This window comes from Photobacterium kishitanii, assembly GCF_003026355.1.
Taxonomy (GTDB): domain Bacteria; phylum Pseudomonadota; class Gammaproteobacteria; order Enterobacterales; family Vibrionaceae; genus Photobacterium; species Photobacterium kishitanii.
Genome location: NZ_PYON01000011.1, coordinates 79,796 through 95,285 on the forward strand (window position 1 = coordinate 79,796; position 15,490 = coordinate 95,285).

General features: G+C 38.6%; 13 protein-coding genes. 6 read left to right on the plus strand and 7 right to left on the minus strand.

Annotated elements, in window-relative coordinates; all coding sequences use genetic code 11:
* Positions 1 to 104 precede the first annotated feature (104 nt).
* Together C0W29_RS13650 and C0W29_RS13655 are read left to right on the plus strand one after the other, a co-directional pair.
* A complete protein-coding gene (locus tag C0W29_RS13650; protein WP_045044444.1) occupies positions 105 to 983 on the plus strand; it encodes a sulfurtransferase in 879 nt (292 codons plus the stop codon).
* Between the two features lie 15 nt (positions 984 to 998).
* Positions 999 to 2,960 (plus strand): response regulator, encoded by a 1,962-nt coding sequence (locus tag C0W29_RS13655; RefSeq protein ID WP_045044445.1) that lies wholly within the window; start codon positions 999 to 1,001, stop codon positions 2,958 to 2,960.
* A gap of 56 nt (positions 2,961 to 3,016) precedes the next feature.
* Here the strand turns inward: C0W29_RS13655 and C0W29_RS13660 are convergent, their stop codons facing one another.
* Positions 3,017 to 5,218 carry an immunoglobulin-like domain-containing protein gene (locus tag C0W29_RS13660; protein WP_045044446.1) on the minus strand — a complete coding sequence of 734 codons (2,202 nt, stop codon included), beginning with the start codon at positions 5,216 to 5,218 and terminating at the stop codon, positions 3,017 to 3,019.
* A 517-nt stretch (positions 5,219 to 5,735) separates the two neighbouring features.
* Here C0W29_RS13660 and def point away from each other — a divergent pair.
* On the plus strand, positions 5,736 to 6,248 hold the full coding sequence (def, locus tag C0W29_RS13665; protein WP_036794978.1) for a peptide deformylase: 513 nt from the start codon (positions 5,736 to 5,738) through the stop codon (positions 6,246 to 6,248).
* Between the two features lie 74 nt (positions 6,249 to 6,322).
* On the opposite strand, the gene C0W29_RS13670 is transcribed toward def, so the two are convergent.
* From C0W29_RS13670 to C0W29_RS13685, 4 genes are all read right to left on the minus strand, one after another.
* Entirely contained in the window at positions 6,323 to 7,282 is a 960-nt protein-coding gene (locus C0W29_RS13670) for an LD-carboxypeptidase (protein ID WP_045044447.1), read from the minus strand.
* 45 nt (positions 7,283 to 7,327) lie between these two features.
* Complete coding sequence (locus C0W29_RS13675; RefSeq protein WP_045044448.1) at positions 7,328 to 8,455, minus strand: anhydro-N-acetylmuramic acid kinase; 1,128 nt, start codon at positions 8,453 to 8,455, stop codon at positions 7,328 to 7,330.
* Positions 8,456 to 8,605: 150 nt separating this feature from the next.
* A complete protein-coding gene (locus tag C0W29_RS13680) occupies positions 8,606 to 8,893 on the minus strand; it encodes a hypothetical protein (protein WP_045042775.1) in 288 nt (95 codons plus the stop codon).
* Between the two features lie 187 nt (positions 8,894 to 9,080).
* Complete coding sequence (locus C0W29_RS13685) at positions 9,081 to 9,992, minus strand: LysR family transcriptional regulator (protein ID WP_045044449.1); 912 nt, start codon at positions 9,990 to 9,992, stop codon at positions 9,081 to 9,083.
* A gap of 291 nt (positions 9,993 to 10,283) precedes the next feature.
* Between C0W29_RS13685 and C0W29_RS13690 the strand changes: the two genes are divergently transcribed.
* Both C0W29_RS13690 and tdh read left to right on the plus strand, forming a co-directional pair.
* Positions 10,284 to 11,477, plus strand: a complete 1,194-nt coding sequence (locus C0W29_RS13690) for a glycine C-acetyltransferase (protein WP_036794973.1) — start codon at positions 10,284 to 10,286, stop codon at positions 11,475 to 11,477.
* Positions 11,478 to 11,577: 100 nt separating this feature from the next.
* Positions 11,578 to 12,609: an L-threonine 3-dehydrogenase gene (tdh, locus tag C0W29_RS13695; RefSeq protein WP_036794972.1), complete on the plus strand. Its 1,032-nt coding sequence runs from the start codon at positions 11,578 to 11,580 to the stop codon at positions 12,607 to 12,609.
* A 66-nt stretch (positions 12,610 to 12,675) separates the two neighbouring features.
* On the opposite strand, the gene rhtB is transcribed toward tdh, so the two are convergent.
* Positions 12,676 to 13,299 carry a homoserine/homoserine lactone efflux protein gene (gene rhtB / locus C0W29_RS13700; protein WP_036794971.1) on the minus strand — a complete coding sequence of 208 codons (624 nt, stop codon included), beginning with the start codon at positions 13,297 to 13,299 and terminating at the stop codon, positions 12,676 to 12,678.
* A gap of 198 nt (positions 13,300 to 13,497) precedes the next feature.
* On the opposite strand from rhtB, the gene C0W29_RS13705 reads away from it, so the two are divergent.
* Complete coding sequence (locus C0W29_RS13705; protein ID WP_373455513.1) at positions 13,498 to 13,950, plus strand: VF530 family protein; 453 nt, start codon at positions 13,498 to 13,500, stop codon at positions 13,948 to 13,950.
* An 84-nt stretch (positions 13,951 to 14,034) separates the two neighbouring features.
* Here C0W29_RS13705 and C0W29_RS13710 read toward each other — a convergent pair whose 3' ends face one another.
* Positions 14,035 to 15,327 carry a phosphatidylserine decarboxylase family protein gene (locus tag C0W29_RS13710; RefSeq protein WP_045044450.1) on the minus strand — a complete coding sequence of 431 codons (1,293 nt, stop codon included), beginning with the start codon at positions 15,325 to 15,327 and terminating at the stop codon, positions 14,035 to 14,037.
* Positions 15,328 to 15,490 lie beyond the last annotated feature (163 nt).

Here is a 15,490-nt window from a genome sequence, read left to right on the forward strand (position 1 = left end):
ACTTTTATGTCGGGCTTTTTTTACGTTCTTTGCTACGCTTAATAAATACTATTATGAAACTGATGGTACTAAGTTTTACTTATAGCATTAGCAAGGATGAAAACATGATTAAAAATATAACGACAATATTCTATGTTGTAATTCTATTTTTTATCGGCTTAACAAAAGCTTATGCTAGTGAACGTCTGCATCAATGGGTGATAGATAGCACTTGGTTACAGCAGCAAATTATTCAACAACAGCCAATTATTATTTTTGATGCTAGAGATAAAGACCTGTATCAGCAAGGGCATATAAATACTGCAATTAATTTTCCTACTGCATTAACCTATGTTGAAATTAATAATGCTTATTATGTGAAAAATATCAAAAAAATAGCGCCATTATTACAACAAAAAGGAGTAACGATCTCACAACAAATCATTATTTATGATCAAGGCGATCTCAAAAATGCAGCGCGTTTATTTTGGGTGTTAGAATTATACGGTATTAAAAATATTGCTATTCTTAATGGGGGGATTGATGCTTGGTCTGAGCACTATCTACTGACTAAAAAAAGCACAACAGCTCAACCATCGCAGTATTTTCCTGTATTAAATCCCGCAGTTTATGCCAGTACAACAGTTGCTAAAGTGGCTGCTTATAGCGATTTATACCAACTATATGACAGTCGAACATTAGCGGAATTTATGGGTGAGCGTTCAGCAACGAAAAAATTTGGTCATATACCGACAGCCAAAAATATCCAAAATAGTGTGTTTTTTAATACAACGACTGAGGGGACTAAAATACTGAAGTCCCCTAAGCAGCTTGAAAGTATCTTTGCCACCTTAGATAAAAGTCGTAAAAGTGTGACTTATTGTAATAAAGGTAGAGCCTCAACGTTGACGTATTTTTTAATGAAACAAGCTGGATTTAAAGTGTCTCATTACGATGGTTCATGGTTAGATTGGTCAGAGAAAGGATTACCCGTAGAGAAGTAGATCGAGGGGTACTTTATGCAAAATACATCTGAGACTTATTGTATTAGTCAGCAACTCAAATCACAAAAAGGGTTGTTTCATAAAATTGCTTTAATGATGAGTGGCGTATTAATTTGTGTCATGTTAACAGCATTAACACTCAGTTATTATAGTAATACTCAGCGTTTAGTTAAAAACGTAAAAGTCATGATGAATGCACTGGCACCTGTTTTTATAGATACGATCGTATTTCAAGATACGGAGTCATCATTAGAATTTAATCGCTTAATTAGTCAGTATAAAGAAATTCGTTCATTATCTGTTTATGATTTTAATAATAAACTTCTCCATTATTATCATTCAGATGATGCCCAAGATCTTAATTTAAGGCCATTTCTTTATATATCAGGATTATCTAGATATAAACAGGATTATCTATTAAGTTATCCGGCTTATTTTAATGGGGACCCAATTTTCAAATATGTCGTTTATTATAGTTCTAGCAATATTATTAAAACGATAGTGATCCAAATATTGATTTATGTTTTACCTTTTTTGTTTTTTATTGTATTTATTCTTTTTTATATGTACCACAAAGTTACCCAACCATTAAATTATCTCATTCGTGAATTAACGAAGATGGGATCTGGGCGGTTAGATATTTCAGGATTGAAAAAAGATGATAGTGAAGTATCACTATTAGCGATCAAACTCAGTAAAGTGGATAACTATATTTTTGATAATGAAACCAAGCTACAAGGGTTGAACAATAAGTTACAGCAACAAACTAACCAACTAAATGAAGCATTGCGAATAAAAGGTAATTTTATGGCAAATATGAGCCATGAAATACGAACGCCAATGAACGGTGTCTTAGGATTTGTACAATGTTTAGAGGATAAAAAATTAGATTATCAATCAAAACAGCAGGTTGAATATATTAAGCAATCAGCAAATGCGTTACTTATTATTATTGATGAAATATTGGACTATTCAAAATTAGAAGCGGGTAATGTTGAATTACGTTTTAATCATTTTCATTTAGAAACGTTTATTCACGGCTGCATTGCTCCTTTTGAACATCAGTTACGAGAAAAAAACATTCAGCTATACACGGATATCGATGCCAATATAGCTCCTTATTTTGATGCTGATGAAGGACGAATACGGCAAATTTTAACGAATTTGTTAGGTAATGCTGTTAAATTTACCCATCGTGGAAGCATTGAATTGAGGGTGGGGTTATTAGACGATATTGATAGAAGCTCAACAACACCTCATGATCAGCTAGGGTTACACCAACAGCTATGTTTTAGCGTTAAAGACTCAGGAATAGGTATTGCTCCTGAAAGTATTGATACTATTTTTGATTCTTATACACAAGCAGATGGTTCTATCTCGCGTCAATTTGGTGGAACAGGACTAGGTTTATCCATTTCGAATAGTTTGTGTCAGTTAATGGCGACGACATTAAATGTCATTAGCGAACTAGGTAAAGGTACAACATTTTGGTTTAATGTTAACCTTAAATGTTGCGATCATCCACAAGCGATGAGTTGCAGTGAAAATTATAAAAATGATTTAAGTTTTTATGCAGATAAACGCATTTTAGTTGTTGAAGACAGTAAAGTAAATCAACAGTTAATCAAGGCATTTTTAGGTTCTTTTGGTTTATTGGATATTAATATTGTTAGCGATGGTGTGTTGGCGATTGATTACATTCATGGTCATGTTACCGATGTGATTTTGATGGATTGCCAAATGCCCAATATGGGCGGTATTGAGGCAACGCAACGTATTCGTCGTATGGATATCGTACAGCCATATATTATTGCGTTAACGGCTAACGTGCTTGAACAGGAAAAACAACATTGTCTTGACGCTGGTATGGATGATTATCTATCAAAGCCAATAGATAAGAAAAACCTATCTCGAACATTAGAACAGGCCTTTTTACAAATAGGAACGCTACCATTACTACAAAAAAACCAGCAATAAGCTCTGTACTTACTGCTGGTTAGTATTAATTATCGATAACTATTGGCGACAATTAATTATAGCTTGTCCCAAGCATCAGCCCAGTATTGAGATGTACCTGGAGCATAAGATGCGCTAGCACACCAGCCAGTGTAAGGCCATGGTTTACATTGGTAAATATTACCATCGTTAGCTAGCACTTTATCTCCAGCAAGATAGGCTTTACCTGCTTCATACGCAGGAGCATCAGTTACTGGCGGCTCAACGGTGCCTTTATCTTCAAGTGTAAAATCTAAACGCTGTTCTACGTTTTCATTGTTTGATGTTGCGATCATACGCAGTGAATATTTACCTGCAACAACATCGTTAAGTACCATATTAATCGTTTTGTTGCTATCTACACTATCGGTAAATTGCCCACCTGAAACAGGGTAGCCCATTGTATCAATAACATCGATCTGTACTGAACTCGCTTTATTAGCGCTGTAATTAAGGGTTAATTTTGCCGTGCCGTTAGTGATTGTGTAATTACCATTAACACCCGTTAAAGTTGCAGTAAAATCAACATCAGGTTGCTCTGTACCGCCACCACAATCGGTATCACCAACTTCACGCCACACCCCCCATTCGCCAGTTGTGCCTGGTTCATTACCTTGTGTCCACCAACCCGCTTGCCACTCTTTACCATTGTGACTTACTACATCACCTTCAACATAAGTAGCATCGGCTTGCCATGCTGGAGTACATACGATAGAGCCATCGTTAACAACCACTACACGTTTTACAGTTACGGTTTGGTTAGCACTGTCAGTAATGCTATAAACAAGCTCATATTGACCCGCAATTGCAGTGTTTACTGTGCCAGAGACTAATATTTTTGCCGTTAGATCGCCGTCTTCAGCATCTGTTGCTGCAACGCCTGCCATTGGGTCAAAGTTTTCACCCACTTTAATAACGCTATTTGCTACGCCAGTGAAGGTTGGAAGGGCGCTAAATACAGTTACTTTACGCGGCGATACTGTTTCGTTGTTATCAGAATCAGTAACTGAATAAGTCAGTACATATTCACCAACACGTTGAGTATCAACAGAACCCGTTACGGCAATAGACGATGTTAGATTACCATCTTCTTTGTCGTTTGCGGTTACGCCTGACATTTCATTAAATGTTGATTTATGTTGCACTCGAACATCAGCGATACCAGTAAAGCTTGGCTTACCCGGTTGTACTACTGGTGGTGTTTGACTATGAATAAATGGACCATAGGTATTAATAAAGCTGCTGTTGTATGCTTTACCTGATGCGTCAGTGCCGATATCCCAGTTAATCGACCATGTCATTACACCACGAAGAGGTTGAGCTTGGTTCTCTAAACGTTTAAACGCATTAAACAGATCTTGAGGCTCTTTAATAAAGCCTGTCGCTGCAGCATCGATATTAGTTGGAATACCAAAAACTAACTTATCATGCGGAATTGTTGTAAAGCCGCGGGTACCGTTAACTAATGAATCAGCAATGTAATAGATGAATTCTTCTTTTAGCGCATCGTTGTTTTGCGCAATCCAGCCAGGGCCTTCAACATAAACACCGTCGCCACCTTGGTTATAAAACTGCGGGTTGATCCAATCATAATAACCGTCAAGCCCTGTGATATAAGGAACATACTTACCAGCAGCCGTTAAGTATGGGAATTCAGGTGCCATGGTGATCAGGAAGTTTTTACCTTGCTCACGGTAGTGATCTTTTACGATACGTAATGCCGCAGGGATAACAGTTTGGTTATCTTTAGCATCAATCGCCGCTTGCTCAAGATCGATATCTAAACCATCAAACCCGTAAAGGTCGGTTAGACGAATAACTTCAGCAGCGAAAGCATCTTCGTCGCCTTTTTGTAATTCAACATGTGCATCAGCACCACCAAGCGCCAGTATTACTGCACGGCCTTGATCGTTAAGTTGCTTAATTTGAGCGATAAATTGTGATTCAGTTAAACCTGTTGCAGGATCTAAATGAAAAGTAGGGATACGGCCTTCAGCAAGGTCGTAAACTTTCATGAAAGAAACAGCAACCACATTATACATTGGGTTCGTTGCTTCTAAGGTCATTGCCGGGGCATTACCTGCTTTATAACCTCGGCCATCAGCCCAGTTATGCCAATAACCTACAACAACACCACCTTCAGGGTTAACCATCTTTTCGCCGGCATTAGCGGCAAAACTCATCGAGGCTAACGCTAGAGCTACAGCGTTTAATGTTAAGACTGTTATTTTTTTATTCATTTATTTGACCCTGATATAAGTAGGAGTTGTTATAATCTAAGAGCGAATAAATGCTATCACAATAGGTATTTATTAGAAGTGTGATTTTGTAACAAAAAACTTTTAAAACAGATGCTTACAGTGTCAATTAATTGTCGAGACAGTGTCAATATCTGACTGAATTTTGTCATTATTAAATCGTAATTGAACGATGAGTTATTTGGGGTGAGGTTTTGAGCAGAAATAATATATAAAGTAAGCGCAAATATAAAAAACACTACACTTAAAGAGGAGATAACATCGAGATCAGTTATTACTAGATTATGAATACATATTAATAAAACGGTCTTTTTTATTATGGTTTTAGTATTAAATTAGATTCACTTATTAGATTAATTGTTATTATCAATTGTTGCTGAGGCCATTTTCTAGGTAAAATAGCACCATCAACAGAATATACGTTGGGATTATGATCCTGAGCGTTAATCTGATAAGTTACTGCAAAGTAACCTAAATACTAGATTAAGTAAGAGATAAAATGGCAGTTTTAGAAATTTTAACCGAACCAAATCCAAAGCTACGCGTTCAAGCTGAAGAAGTAACAGATGTAAAAGCTGAACATATCCAAACGCTTATCGACGACATGCTACAAACCATGTACGAAACGGGTAATGGTATTGGTTTAGCAGCTCCTCAAGTAGGCCGCAAAGAATCTATTATTGTTATCGACTTATCTGAAGAGCGTGATGAACCACAGGTATTCGTTAACCCTAAGATCGTTCGTGGTGAAAATCCAGTGATTGGTCAGGAAGGCTGTCTATCAGTACCTGATTACTACGCAGATGTAGAGCGCTTTGAAAAAATCGAATTAACTGCGCTTGATCGTGATGGTAATGATATTCACCTTGAGCGTGATGATTTTCTTGCTATCGCACTCCAGCATGAAATTGATCACCTAAAAGGTATTCTTTTCATTGATTATCTTTCACCTCTTAAGCGCCAAATGGCAATGAAGAAAGTGAAGAAATTCCTGAAGACGCAAGCGAAATAACCATTTAAACCGTCGCTATCGAAAGGCTGTTGAGAACTGCTCAGCAGCCTTTTTTATTGGTAAATGATGACGATTTATTTACTGTGAAAGGGAGTTTGAATACATGTTGCGTATTCAGTCATGTCTAATCCCGTTGAATCTTGGTTACGTTGTAACGTGATACTTTCACCGAGAATAAAAGATTGGTTATATTTTCCATGGCCAAAGAAAGGGAAGTAATAAACCGGCTTATCGTATTGCGCTGCAAATTGTTGTAATACCGCTTTATACATCATGCGTTCTTGGTCGGTTGGGTCTATGGAATAATATTGACCAAAAATAATTGCTTTTAAATTATCATCTTTTAGAAATAATAATTGTTGTAAATATCTATCTAGCTGACGAAAGGTGACCCCAATATCTTCAAGTATTAAGATCTTATCTTCAAAATCAGCTTGGTAGTGAGTACCAAATGTTGCAGCCACAAGCGTATGATTACCACCGATTAACGTACCACTGATAGATGCAGCCTGTTGTGCTAATGCATTAAGTGGTAAGACATTATCGTAAACAACGCCTCGCGTCATTAACGCTGTTATATCAGGCAAAGGCTGTAGATTCGTTGCACCCATCTCAAGATGATTATTAGCATTTACACCATGAATAGAGCGCCATCCTAGCTCGTTATTTAAAAAGCCATGAATAGCTGTCACATCACTGAATCCTACAATCAGTTTTGCTGGAATTGCTAATAGCTGTTGTTTATAACGATGTAGGTATGGCAATAGGTTTAATGCACCGCCACCACCTCGATAAAACCATAACACTTCAATTGTCGGATCAAGTAATGCTTGAATTAGGTTATGTGCTCGTGCTTGATCGGTATCAACGTAGCCAAAATCAGAGATATTTTGTTGTAAATACTGGCAACTGACTTGATAACCGTGTTGCGCCAAAATAGCCGTTACTTGTGGCACTTGTGAAGGCTCATATTGAGTAGAGCAAGCGATAAGGGCTAGATTTTTATATGGAATGTTTGCAGCTTGTTTATTCATGGCTAATTCTCATCAAAGGTAAATAATCATCGATAGATACGATGTTTAGTCTGCAGGATAAATAGCCCCTAATTGCGCTAAGCGACGAGCTCCTGTGACTTCGGGTAAATTACCAGATTGATGATGCATAGTACGGTATGCCAGCCATGCAAAAGCCATTGCTTCCATGTTATCAATATCGACACCCCGATCTGCGGTTGTCATAACACACCAGTTTGGGAGTAACTCTGTCAGGCGCTGCATTAAAATAGAATTATGAGCACCGCCACCACAAACTAAGAGTTCATTTGGATTAACGGTTGTTGTTAAGCCCGTTTTTTTAACCTCATTAGCGATGGTTTGGGCGGTATATTCAGTGAGTGTTGCTTGAATATCGCAAGCAGAAAGTTGCAGTTTCTCAATAGCAGGATCAGCTAAGTATTGTTGTAACCATGTGAGGTTAAACAACTCACGACCAGTACTTTTAGGTGCTGGTTGCTCTAAATAGGGTTCTGATAATAAAAGTGTTAATAATGGAGTGCTAATGCTGCCTGAACGTGCCCAGTTGCCGTCTTCATCATAATTTTTTTGCTGGTGGAGGTTGATCCATGCATCCATCAACATATTACCAGGGCCTGTATCAAACCCTGTTACAGCTTTATTGGGTTCTAATACGGTAATATTTGCAATGCCGCCAATATTTAAAATAACACGGGTACATTGGGTCGAGCTAAAAAGTTGTTGATGGAAAGCGGGCACCAGTGGCGCGCCTTGGCCACCAAATGCCATATCTTTACGACGAAAATCAGCAATGGTAGTAATGCCTGTTTTTGCGGCAATTATATTGGCATCACCAATTTGCATCGTAAATGCATATTCAGTATGTGGCGAGTGAAATACCGTTTGACCATGGCTGCCAATAGCTGTGACATCAGCGGCTTGAGTATTGGTTTTTTTTAGTAGTGCTAATACGGCATCAGCAAAAAGGTGACCTAAACGATGGTCGAGTTCACCTAATGTTTGTAAGTTAGTTGGTTGGCCTAAACAGATATCTAATAAAGATTGTTTGAGGTTATTACCCATAGCAAAGGGATGCGATCCAAGTAACTGAATATTATTGTTGTTAATTTCAACGAGAACAGCGTCAACGCCATCCATACTCGTACCTGACATTAAACCAATATATTTTTCCATCGCGATTCCCACTATATTTCAATTTAACAGCAGTGATTTTTACACTCGTTAAACCAGTTAATTATACTGATCACAGTATAAGGTATGCAGTCACTTTAATCAGAAGTGACTGAGAAATAAAGCGTAGATGGAATATTTAGTTTATTGCGATCAATGCATAACGGTACGTGAAGCTGCTAGGCTTTGAGATCCTTGCTGTTGAACAACACTGTTCATTTTATTTGCAAATTCAGCTAGTTCATGACTAACCGCAGAGCTGGCAATGATCGCATCATCAAGATCAAATATTTCAATCATGTGGCCGGTTGTACCATCGTCATAAGTACCTGAAACAAAATGAATCGCGGTATCAGTTAGAATCGAACGACCATACGTATTCTCGACTAAACGCATCCAGTGGATTAATTCATCATGATTTTCTATGATTTTTGAGTGCATGAACACTTATCCTTTTATCATTGGAGGCATACATTGAGAGGACCGATTGTCCTTTATTTTGTGATGACCTTTTATGCGTTAAGTCTATCAGTATTGTCAAAATGATAACTTTAGCATCACGACAAAAATGAGGCTTAAAAAAAACTAAAAGTGACAAAAACGCACATTTTCCTAATTAATCAATGATTTACGAGTTAAAATTTGCTATCACGTAGTCAATAAATGCTCTTAACCGTGCTGGCATAAATTTAGTTGGCGCATATTGTAGTGCAATATCACCGTGATAATTACCGCGGATTGTCCATGTGGGTAACACTCGAATAACGCTGCCTTGTTGTAATGCATCCTTGATCACAAAATCAGGGAATATACCAATGCCTAAATTATCTTTTACCCCATTAAGTCGCATTTGAGAGTGATTAACCGCATAGCGACCACTGACTGTCACTCGATGCCGCGTTTGTTGTTGTTCAAATTCCCAAATATTGTCGGTGCTGGTTTCACCTAAATATAAGCAGTCATGATGGATAAGATCCAATGGCGTCGTCGGTGTACCACGCAGAGCAAGGTAATCAGGGCTAGCACATAGCATAAGATCGACTTTGCCGATCTGTTTTAAAACGAGATCTTCACTGGGTTTTTCTGTCAACCGAAACACCACATCAATCCCTTCTTTAAGGATATCAATTTCACCGTCGCGGGCTTTAAGTTTTAGTTGAATATCAGGGTATTGAGTCAAAAATGGCGTGACTAGAGGTTGTAATACAATCGATAAAAATGCTTTTGGGGCTGCAACCGTTATCATTCCAGCAGGCACTATCGGCTCTGAATGTGATATTTCAATAGCCTTTTTGGCGGCATCAAACATCGTAGTACATTGAGTATAAATGCGCTTGCCCGACTCGCTGATCATTAGTTTACGTGTGGTTCGCTCTAATAATTTAACTGAAAGTGCCGTTTCTAAACGAGAGATTTGTTTACTCAATGCGGAAGGGGTGACATTAAGCTTTTTAGCTGCAGCGGTATAACTGCCTTCATCAACCACCACGATAAAAACAGCCAGATCTGGCATTAGTGCGATGAGCTTATTAGTTTCCATTCATTTGTGCCTGAGGGTCAATAATCATTTTCCATGGTATGGGATAATACTGTGGTTGAGTTTGAATTAGAATGCTGAAAAGTAACCAATCAAGTTCTAGTTCAAAGAGTTGATAAAAAACACCAAATAGTTGACGATTTTCAAATAAAAAAGGTGTAAAAGGAATTCTATCTACCTAGATTCCAATATTTCATGCTGCGATTGTAGTGTGTTATTGGTCTAGGAGAGTAGCTTTTAGGTTTTATTAGCGATTTAGCCTTCTTAACCATCCAATAAATCTGTGAGGAACACATGTCTTCTGCATTCTATAAGCAAATAAATCAGCAAATTGAAGATGTTAAAGCTGAAGGTTTGTACAAATCTGAGCGTATTATTACATCAGCGCAAAAAGCTGCAGTTTCAATTCAATCGGGTGAAGAAGTATTGAACTTCTGTGCTAACAACTATTTAGGCTTAGCAAACCACCCTGAATTGATTGCAGCTGCAAAAGCAGGCATGGATCAACATGGCTTTGGTATGGCATCTGTTCGCTTTATTTGTGGAACACAAGATGCGCATAAAGAGCTAGAGAAAAAATTATCAGATTTCCTAGGAATGGAAGATACCATTCTTTACACCTCATGTTTTGATGCTAATACTGGTTTATTTGAAACGATTTTAGGCGCTGAAGATGCGATCATTTCTGATGCACTAAACCACGCGTCTATTATTGATGGTGTACGTTTATGTAAAGCAATGCGCTTCCGTTACTCAAATAACAATATGGAAGAGCTTGAGCAACAATTGATCGCTGCTAAAGAAGCTGGCGCACGTAATACATTGATCGTAACTGACGGTGTATTCTCAATGGATGGTGTCGTCGCTAATCTACCTGCTATTTGTGATTTAGCTGATAAATATGATGCACTTGTGATGGTTGATGACTCACACGCAGTAGGTTTCATGGGGGCTAATGGTCGTGGTACTCATGAGCACCATAATGTGATCGATCGTATTGACATCATTACAGGTACATTAGGTAAAGCAATGGGTGGCGCATCAGGCGGTTATACGTCTGGTAAGAAAGAAGTGATTGATTGGTTACGCCAGCGTTCGCGTCCATACCTATTCTCAAACTCAGTTGCCCCTGCGATTGTAGCCGCATCAAACCGTGTTATTGATTTATTGGCTGAAAGTGGTGATTTGCGCGACAACTTATGGCTAAACGCAGCCCATTTCCGTACCCGTATGACAGATGCTGGCTTTACTATGGCTGGTGCTGATCACGCTATCATTCCAATCATGTTGGGTGATGCGAAAGTTGCGGCAGAATTTGCAGAGCGCGCATTAGCGAAAGGTATTTACGTTGTCGGTTTCTCATTCCCAGTAGTACCGAACGGCAAAGCACGTATTCGTACTCAAATGTCAGCAGCCCATACTCGTGAGCAACTTGATAAAGCAATTGATGTCTTTATCGAAGTGGGCAAAGAGATGGCTATTATTTAATTCGCTTTTCGTTGTTAACATCGGCACGGCCTTAGCAATCTGTTAAGGCTATTGTATAGAACGCCCACTGAGGTTGTTCTAGCTTTATGGAATAAGTGTTATGAAAATCAAAGCTCTTGCTAAGTTAAAGCCTGAAGAAGGTATCTGGATGACGGAAGTAGATAAGCCGCAAATGGGGCATAATGATCTACTGATTCGTATCAAGAAAACAGCTATCTGTGGTACTGACGTGCATATCTACAACTGGGATGAATGGTCACAAAAAACCATTCCTGTTCCAATGGTTGTTGGTCACGAATATGTTGGCGAAGTTGTCGGCATGGGACAAGAAGTACGTGGCTTTAACCTTGGTGATCGTGTTTCTGGTGAAGGTCATATCACATGCGGACATTGCCGTAATTGTCGTGGTGGCCGTACCCATTTATGCCGTAATACTATCGGTGTCGGTGTAAACCGTGAAGGTGCATTTGCAGAGTTCTTGGTTATTCCTGCATTTAACGCGTTTAAAATCCCTGATGATATTTCAGATGACTTAGCATCGATTTTTGACCCGTTTGGTAACGCTGTTCATACTGCTTTATCTTTTGATCTTGTTGGTGAAGATGTATTGATCACTGGTGCTGGTCCAATTGGTATTATGGCTGCGGCTGTTGCTAAACATGTTGGTGCTCGCCATGTTGTGATCACTGATGTGAACGAATACCGCTTGAATCTTGCGCGTGAAATGGGCGTAACTCGTGCGGTTAACGTTGCCAATGAAAACCTAACGGATGTTATGGCTGAATTAGGCATGAAAGAAGGCTTTGATGTTGGTCTAGAAATGTCAGGTAATCCAATGGCATTTAACAGCATGTTATCAAGCATGAACCATGGCGGTAAGATTGCATTACTAGGCATTCCACCATCAGATATGGGCATTGATTGGACTCAGGTAATCTTTAAAGGTTTGATCATTAAAGGTATCTACGGTCGCGAAATGTTTGAAACTTGGTATAAAATGGCAAGTTTAATCCAATCAGGCTTAGATCTAACGCCGATTATTACGCACCATTATAAGATTGATGATTTCCAGCAAGGCTTTGACGTAATGCGTTCAGGCATGTCAGGTAAAGTTATTCTCGATTGGGAATAAGCATTATTTAAATGATTAAAAAAGCGAGCTTGATGCTCGCTTTTTTTATGCCTATATAAATAAGCGTTAATGATGGCGACTAAAACTTAATAGCGCGCCTGCACCAATAAATAATGAACCAAAAATTTGATTTTGTAATTTCATTCGACGTGCATCTTTTACAATTCGCATTAACCGGGTTGCTAATAATGAATAACCAATCATGACAACTAAATCAACAGTAATCATTGTTGAACCTAATAGGGTCAGTTGGTACCAGTGTGAACCTGTCGGTGTTAAAAACTGTGGTAGTAGGGCAACCAAGAACATGATGCTTTTAGGGTTGGTAATATTAACAATAACCGCTTTAGTAAACAGTCGAGAATAAGAGGCAGTAACACTATTGGCTTGATCTAAATTAATGGTGCCAGCCTCTTGGAATTTTTGATAACCAAGGTAAATTAAATAGAAGACCCCGCCCCATTTTATGACGCTAAAAGCTGTTTCAGATTCTGCCAACAAAGCCCCGAGTCCCGCACCAACAATGATGATATTAATCAGATTGCCGGTTTGTAGACCAAGGTTACCGACCAATGTTGTTTTAAAGCCATGTTTAATGGTGTTTGACATGGTTGAAATAGCCCCAGCACCGGGGATGAGGGATAATAAAATAGCAGCACATAAAAAGGTTAACCAAATATCCATGCTCATTGTCGACTCCTGTGCGTTGTATGCATAACGACTGATTGGTATTGTTTATGTGGTAAGGGTATCTTAAGCTAGTTAAATCATCAATATGAATGACAATTGAGCGTCAACAAGAGAAATCTTGTCTTTTTTATTGATGCGTAGTCAGTTATTACCAGTATAATAACCTTAGCACTCAGCCAATACCTGCTAGGAATAATGATGTCAGAGTTAGAACAACAACCACAACAACAAAAAGCGCCAAAAGAATTGACGCTAGAGCAGCAATTACTACAAAATAATCCATTACATGGTCTTAGCTTAGAGAAAATGATAACGGAATTAGTTGATCATTATGGCTGGGAAATTCTTGATACTGCAATGCGCATGAATTGTTTTAATACCAAACCTTCAATTGCAAGTAGTGTGAAATATTTGAAAAAAACAGAGTGGGCGCGTGAGAAAGTAGAGGCATTTTATCTGTCTCGTTTTAAGCGTATGCCGCGCGCATCAGCGGCTGAATTTGAGTTACCACCACGCATGCGTACTTTTGCTCATGGTATTACGCCAAAAACACCAATGGAACTAACCGTTGAATCTATTTTGCTATCGCAAGCAAAAGCAGCATCAGCGCATAAAGAACGTTCAAATAATGGCCGTAATCGTCGCCGTTAAGCATATTGATATTTGATTAATATGATAATAAAAACACCTTAAATATTTCGTTATCAGCGATGTATTAAGGTGTTTTTTTATTTATCAATTAACGACGGCAATACAAGAACAGACCGGTATATTAGTCGCATTAAGCCCAGGCTCAGTACGATGGAAATCAAAACTAAGATTAACGTGTGGGCCAAAAATAAGACAGTGTGTTGAGCCACCACAGTGAAACATACCGAGTTGCTGACCTTTATCTACATGTTGCCCTTGAGTGACTGTGACTTCACAAGATGACACTTCTGCGATCCCTACAGCGATAAAACACATTAATCCAATATAGGGATTATCTGACTCTATAAAAATAATCGCACGGGTTGCGACCGCTGTGAGAAATGGTAGCGACGAGCTTGGCGCATAATCATAGCTGCCATTAACAATATCAATTTTTTTTATGGTGCCTGAAACGGGGCTGTGCCAGCGGTGATAACTTAATGCGTTTAAGTAAGCTTGGTATACGGTACCGCCAACAAACTGTTCAGCGAGAGGATCAAAATTCATCATATTTTGCAGTGAATAAGGATGTCCCTTCAGCCAAAATTTTGCATTTAGTTCTACATTCTCTACGACTTGTAATGGCGCTGATTCACACGGGTTAGCAATAATATCCTCACCTGCAGCGATAGGGCGAATACTTGAAGTAAATTTTCGAGTAAAAAAGTCATCCCACGATTTGAAACCGTAGAATTCATCATTTGGGTCACATTCAAAATAATGCTCAAATGGAAATGCTTTTAACGCGGGATCAAAGCTAGCTTGACAAGCAATGTCTATTATTTGCTCTTGAACGATTGGATTTAGCCATGCCAGTATCTGAGGCTCTTGATTAAGACAATCTTGTATCAACACATCACGTGATGCTTCACTTGTCAAATAAACCGACCAATAGGTCAATATTTTCTTAAATTGTTGACAGACTAGCTGGTTAGAAAAAAAATGCCGACTTGCAGTTGATGTTATAGCTGCCGTGAGCAAAGCATTAATCGGTAGACCTATAAAACCGCTAGGGTTAAATGCTTCAGCTGTGAGGTTATTAGAACGAATATAGGCTGGGGCTTGTGTCATAACTGCGTTGAGTAACACAATAAACTCATCAAAAGATTGAAGCACCAGCGTACTAAGTTGTAATTGTTGTGTTTGCTGAGGAGGACAAAACATCTGCTTTGAAAGTAACAGTAATTGTTTGTCTTGCTTAACCAATTCAAGCAATACCTTGATCGGTGGTACTAAGGGGGTTGGATTGTTATCTGCACGTTGCTTGAGGTGCTGTATCCAAGTATTTATTTGATGTTGATTTTGCGGCAACCCACTATCCAAAGACTGTCTGTGCATAAAAGTATCATCTTGATAAGTATAAACTTAAATCAATATACTATTTGGGTGACTTTTATCATCTAGTATTATAATAAAATCAATTTTCATTATTCTTATTTCGCCGTCGTGGTTGGTTAAGTTATCGGTTATGTGTATATGGCGGCGTGATGAAATAGCAGTA

Coding starts and splice junctions, on each gene's coding strand:
- C0W29_RS13650 (WP_045044444.1), top strand. CDS start 105: ATGATTAAAAATATAACGACAATATTCTATGTTGTAATTCTATTTTTT.
- C0W29_RS13655 (WP_045044445.1), top strand. CDS start 999: ATGCAAAATACATCTGAGACTTATTGTATTAGTCAGCAACTCAAATCA.
- C0W29_RS13660 (WP_045044446.1), bottom strand. CDS start 5,218: ATGAATAAAAAAATAACAGTCTTAACATTAAACGCTGTAGCTCTAGCG.
- def (WP_036794978.1), top strand. CDS start 5,736: ATGGCAGTTTTAGAAATTTTAACCGAACCAAATCCAAAGCTACGCGTT.
- C0W29_RS13670 (WP_045044447.1), bottom strand. CDS start 7,282: ATGAATAAACAAGCTGCAAACATTCCATATAAAAATCTAGCCCTTATC.
- C0W29_RS13675 (WP_045044448.1), bottom strand. CDS start 8,455: ATGGAAAAATATATTGGTTTAATGTCAGGTACGAGTATGGATGGCGTT.
- C0W29_RS13680 (WP_045042775.1), bottom strand. CDS start 8,893: ATGCACTCAAAAATCATAGAAAATCATGATGAATTAATCCACTGGATG.
- C0W29_RS13685 (WP_045044449.1), bottom strand. CDS start 9,992: ATGGAAACTAATAAGCTCATCGCACTAATGCCAGATCTGGCTGTTTTT.
- C0W29_RS13690 (WP_036794973.1), top strand. CDS start 10,284: ATGTCTTCTGCATTCTATAAGCAAATAAATCAGCAAATTGAAGATGTT.
- tdh (WP_036794972.1), top strand. CDS start 11,578: ATGAAAATCAAAGCTCTTGCTAAGTTAAAGCCTGAAGAAGGTATCTGG.
- rhtB (WP_036794971.1), bottom strand. CDS start 13,299: ATGAGCATGGATATTTGGTTAACCTTTTTATGTGCTGCTATTTTATTA.
- C0W29_RS13705 (WP_373455513.1), top strand. CDS start 13,498: ATGTCAGAGTTAGAACAACAACCACAACAACAAAAAGCGCCAAAAGAA.
- C0W29_RS13710 (WP_045044450.1), bottom strand. CDS start 15,327: ATGCACAGACAGTCTTTGGATAGTGGGTTGCCGCAAAATCAACATCAA.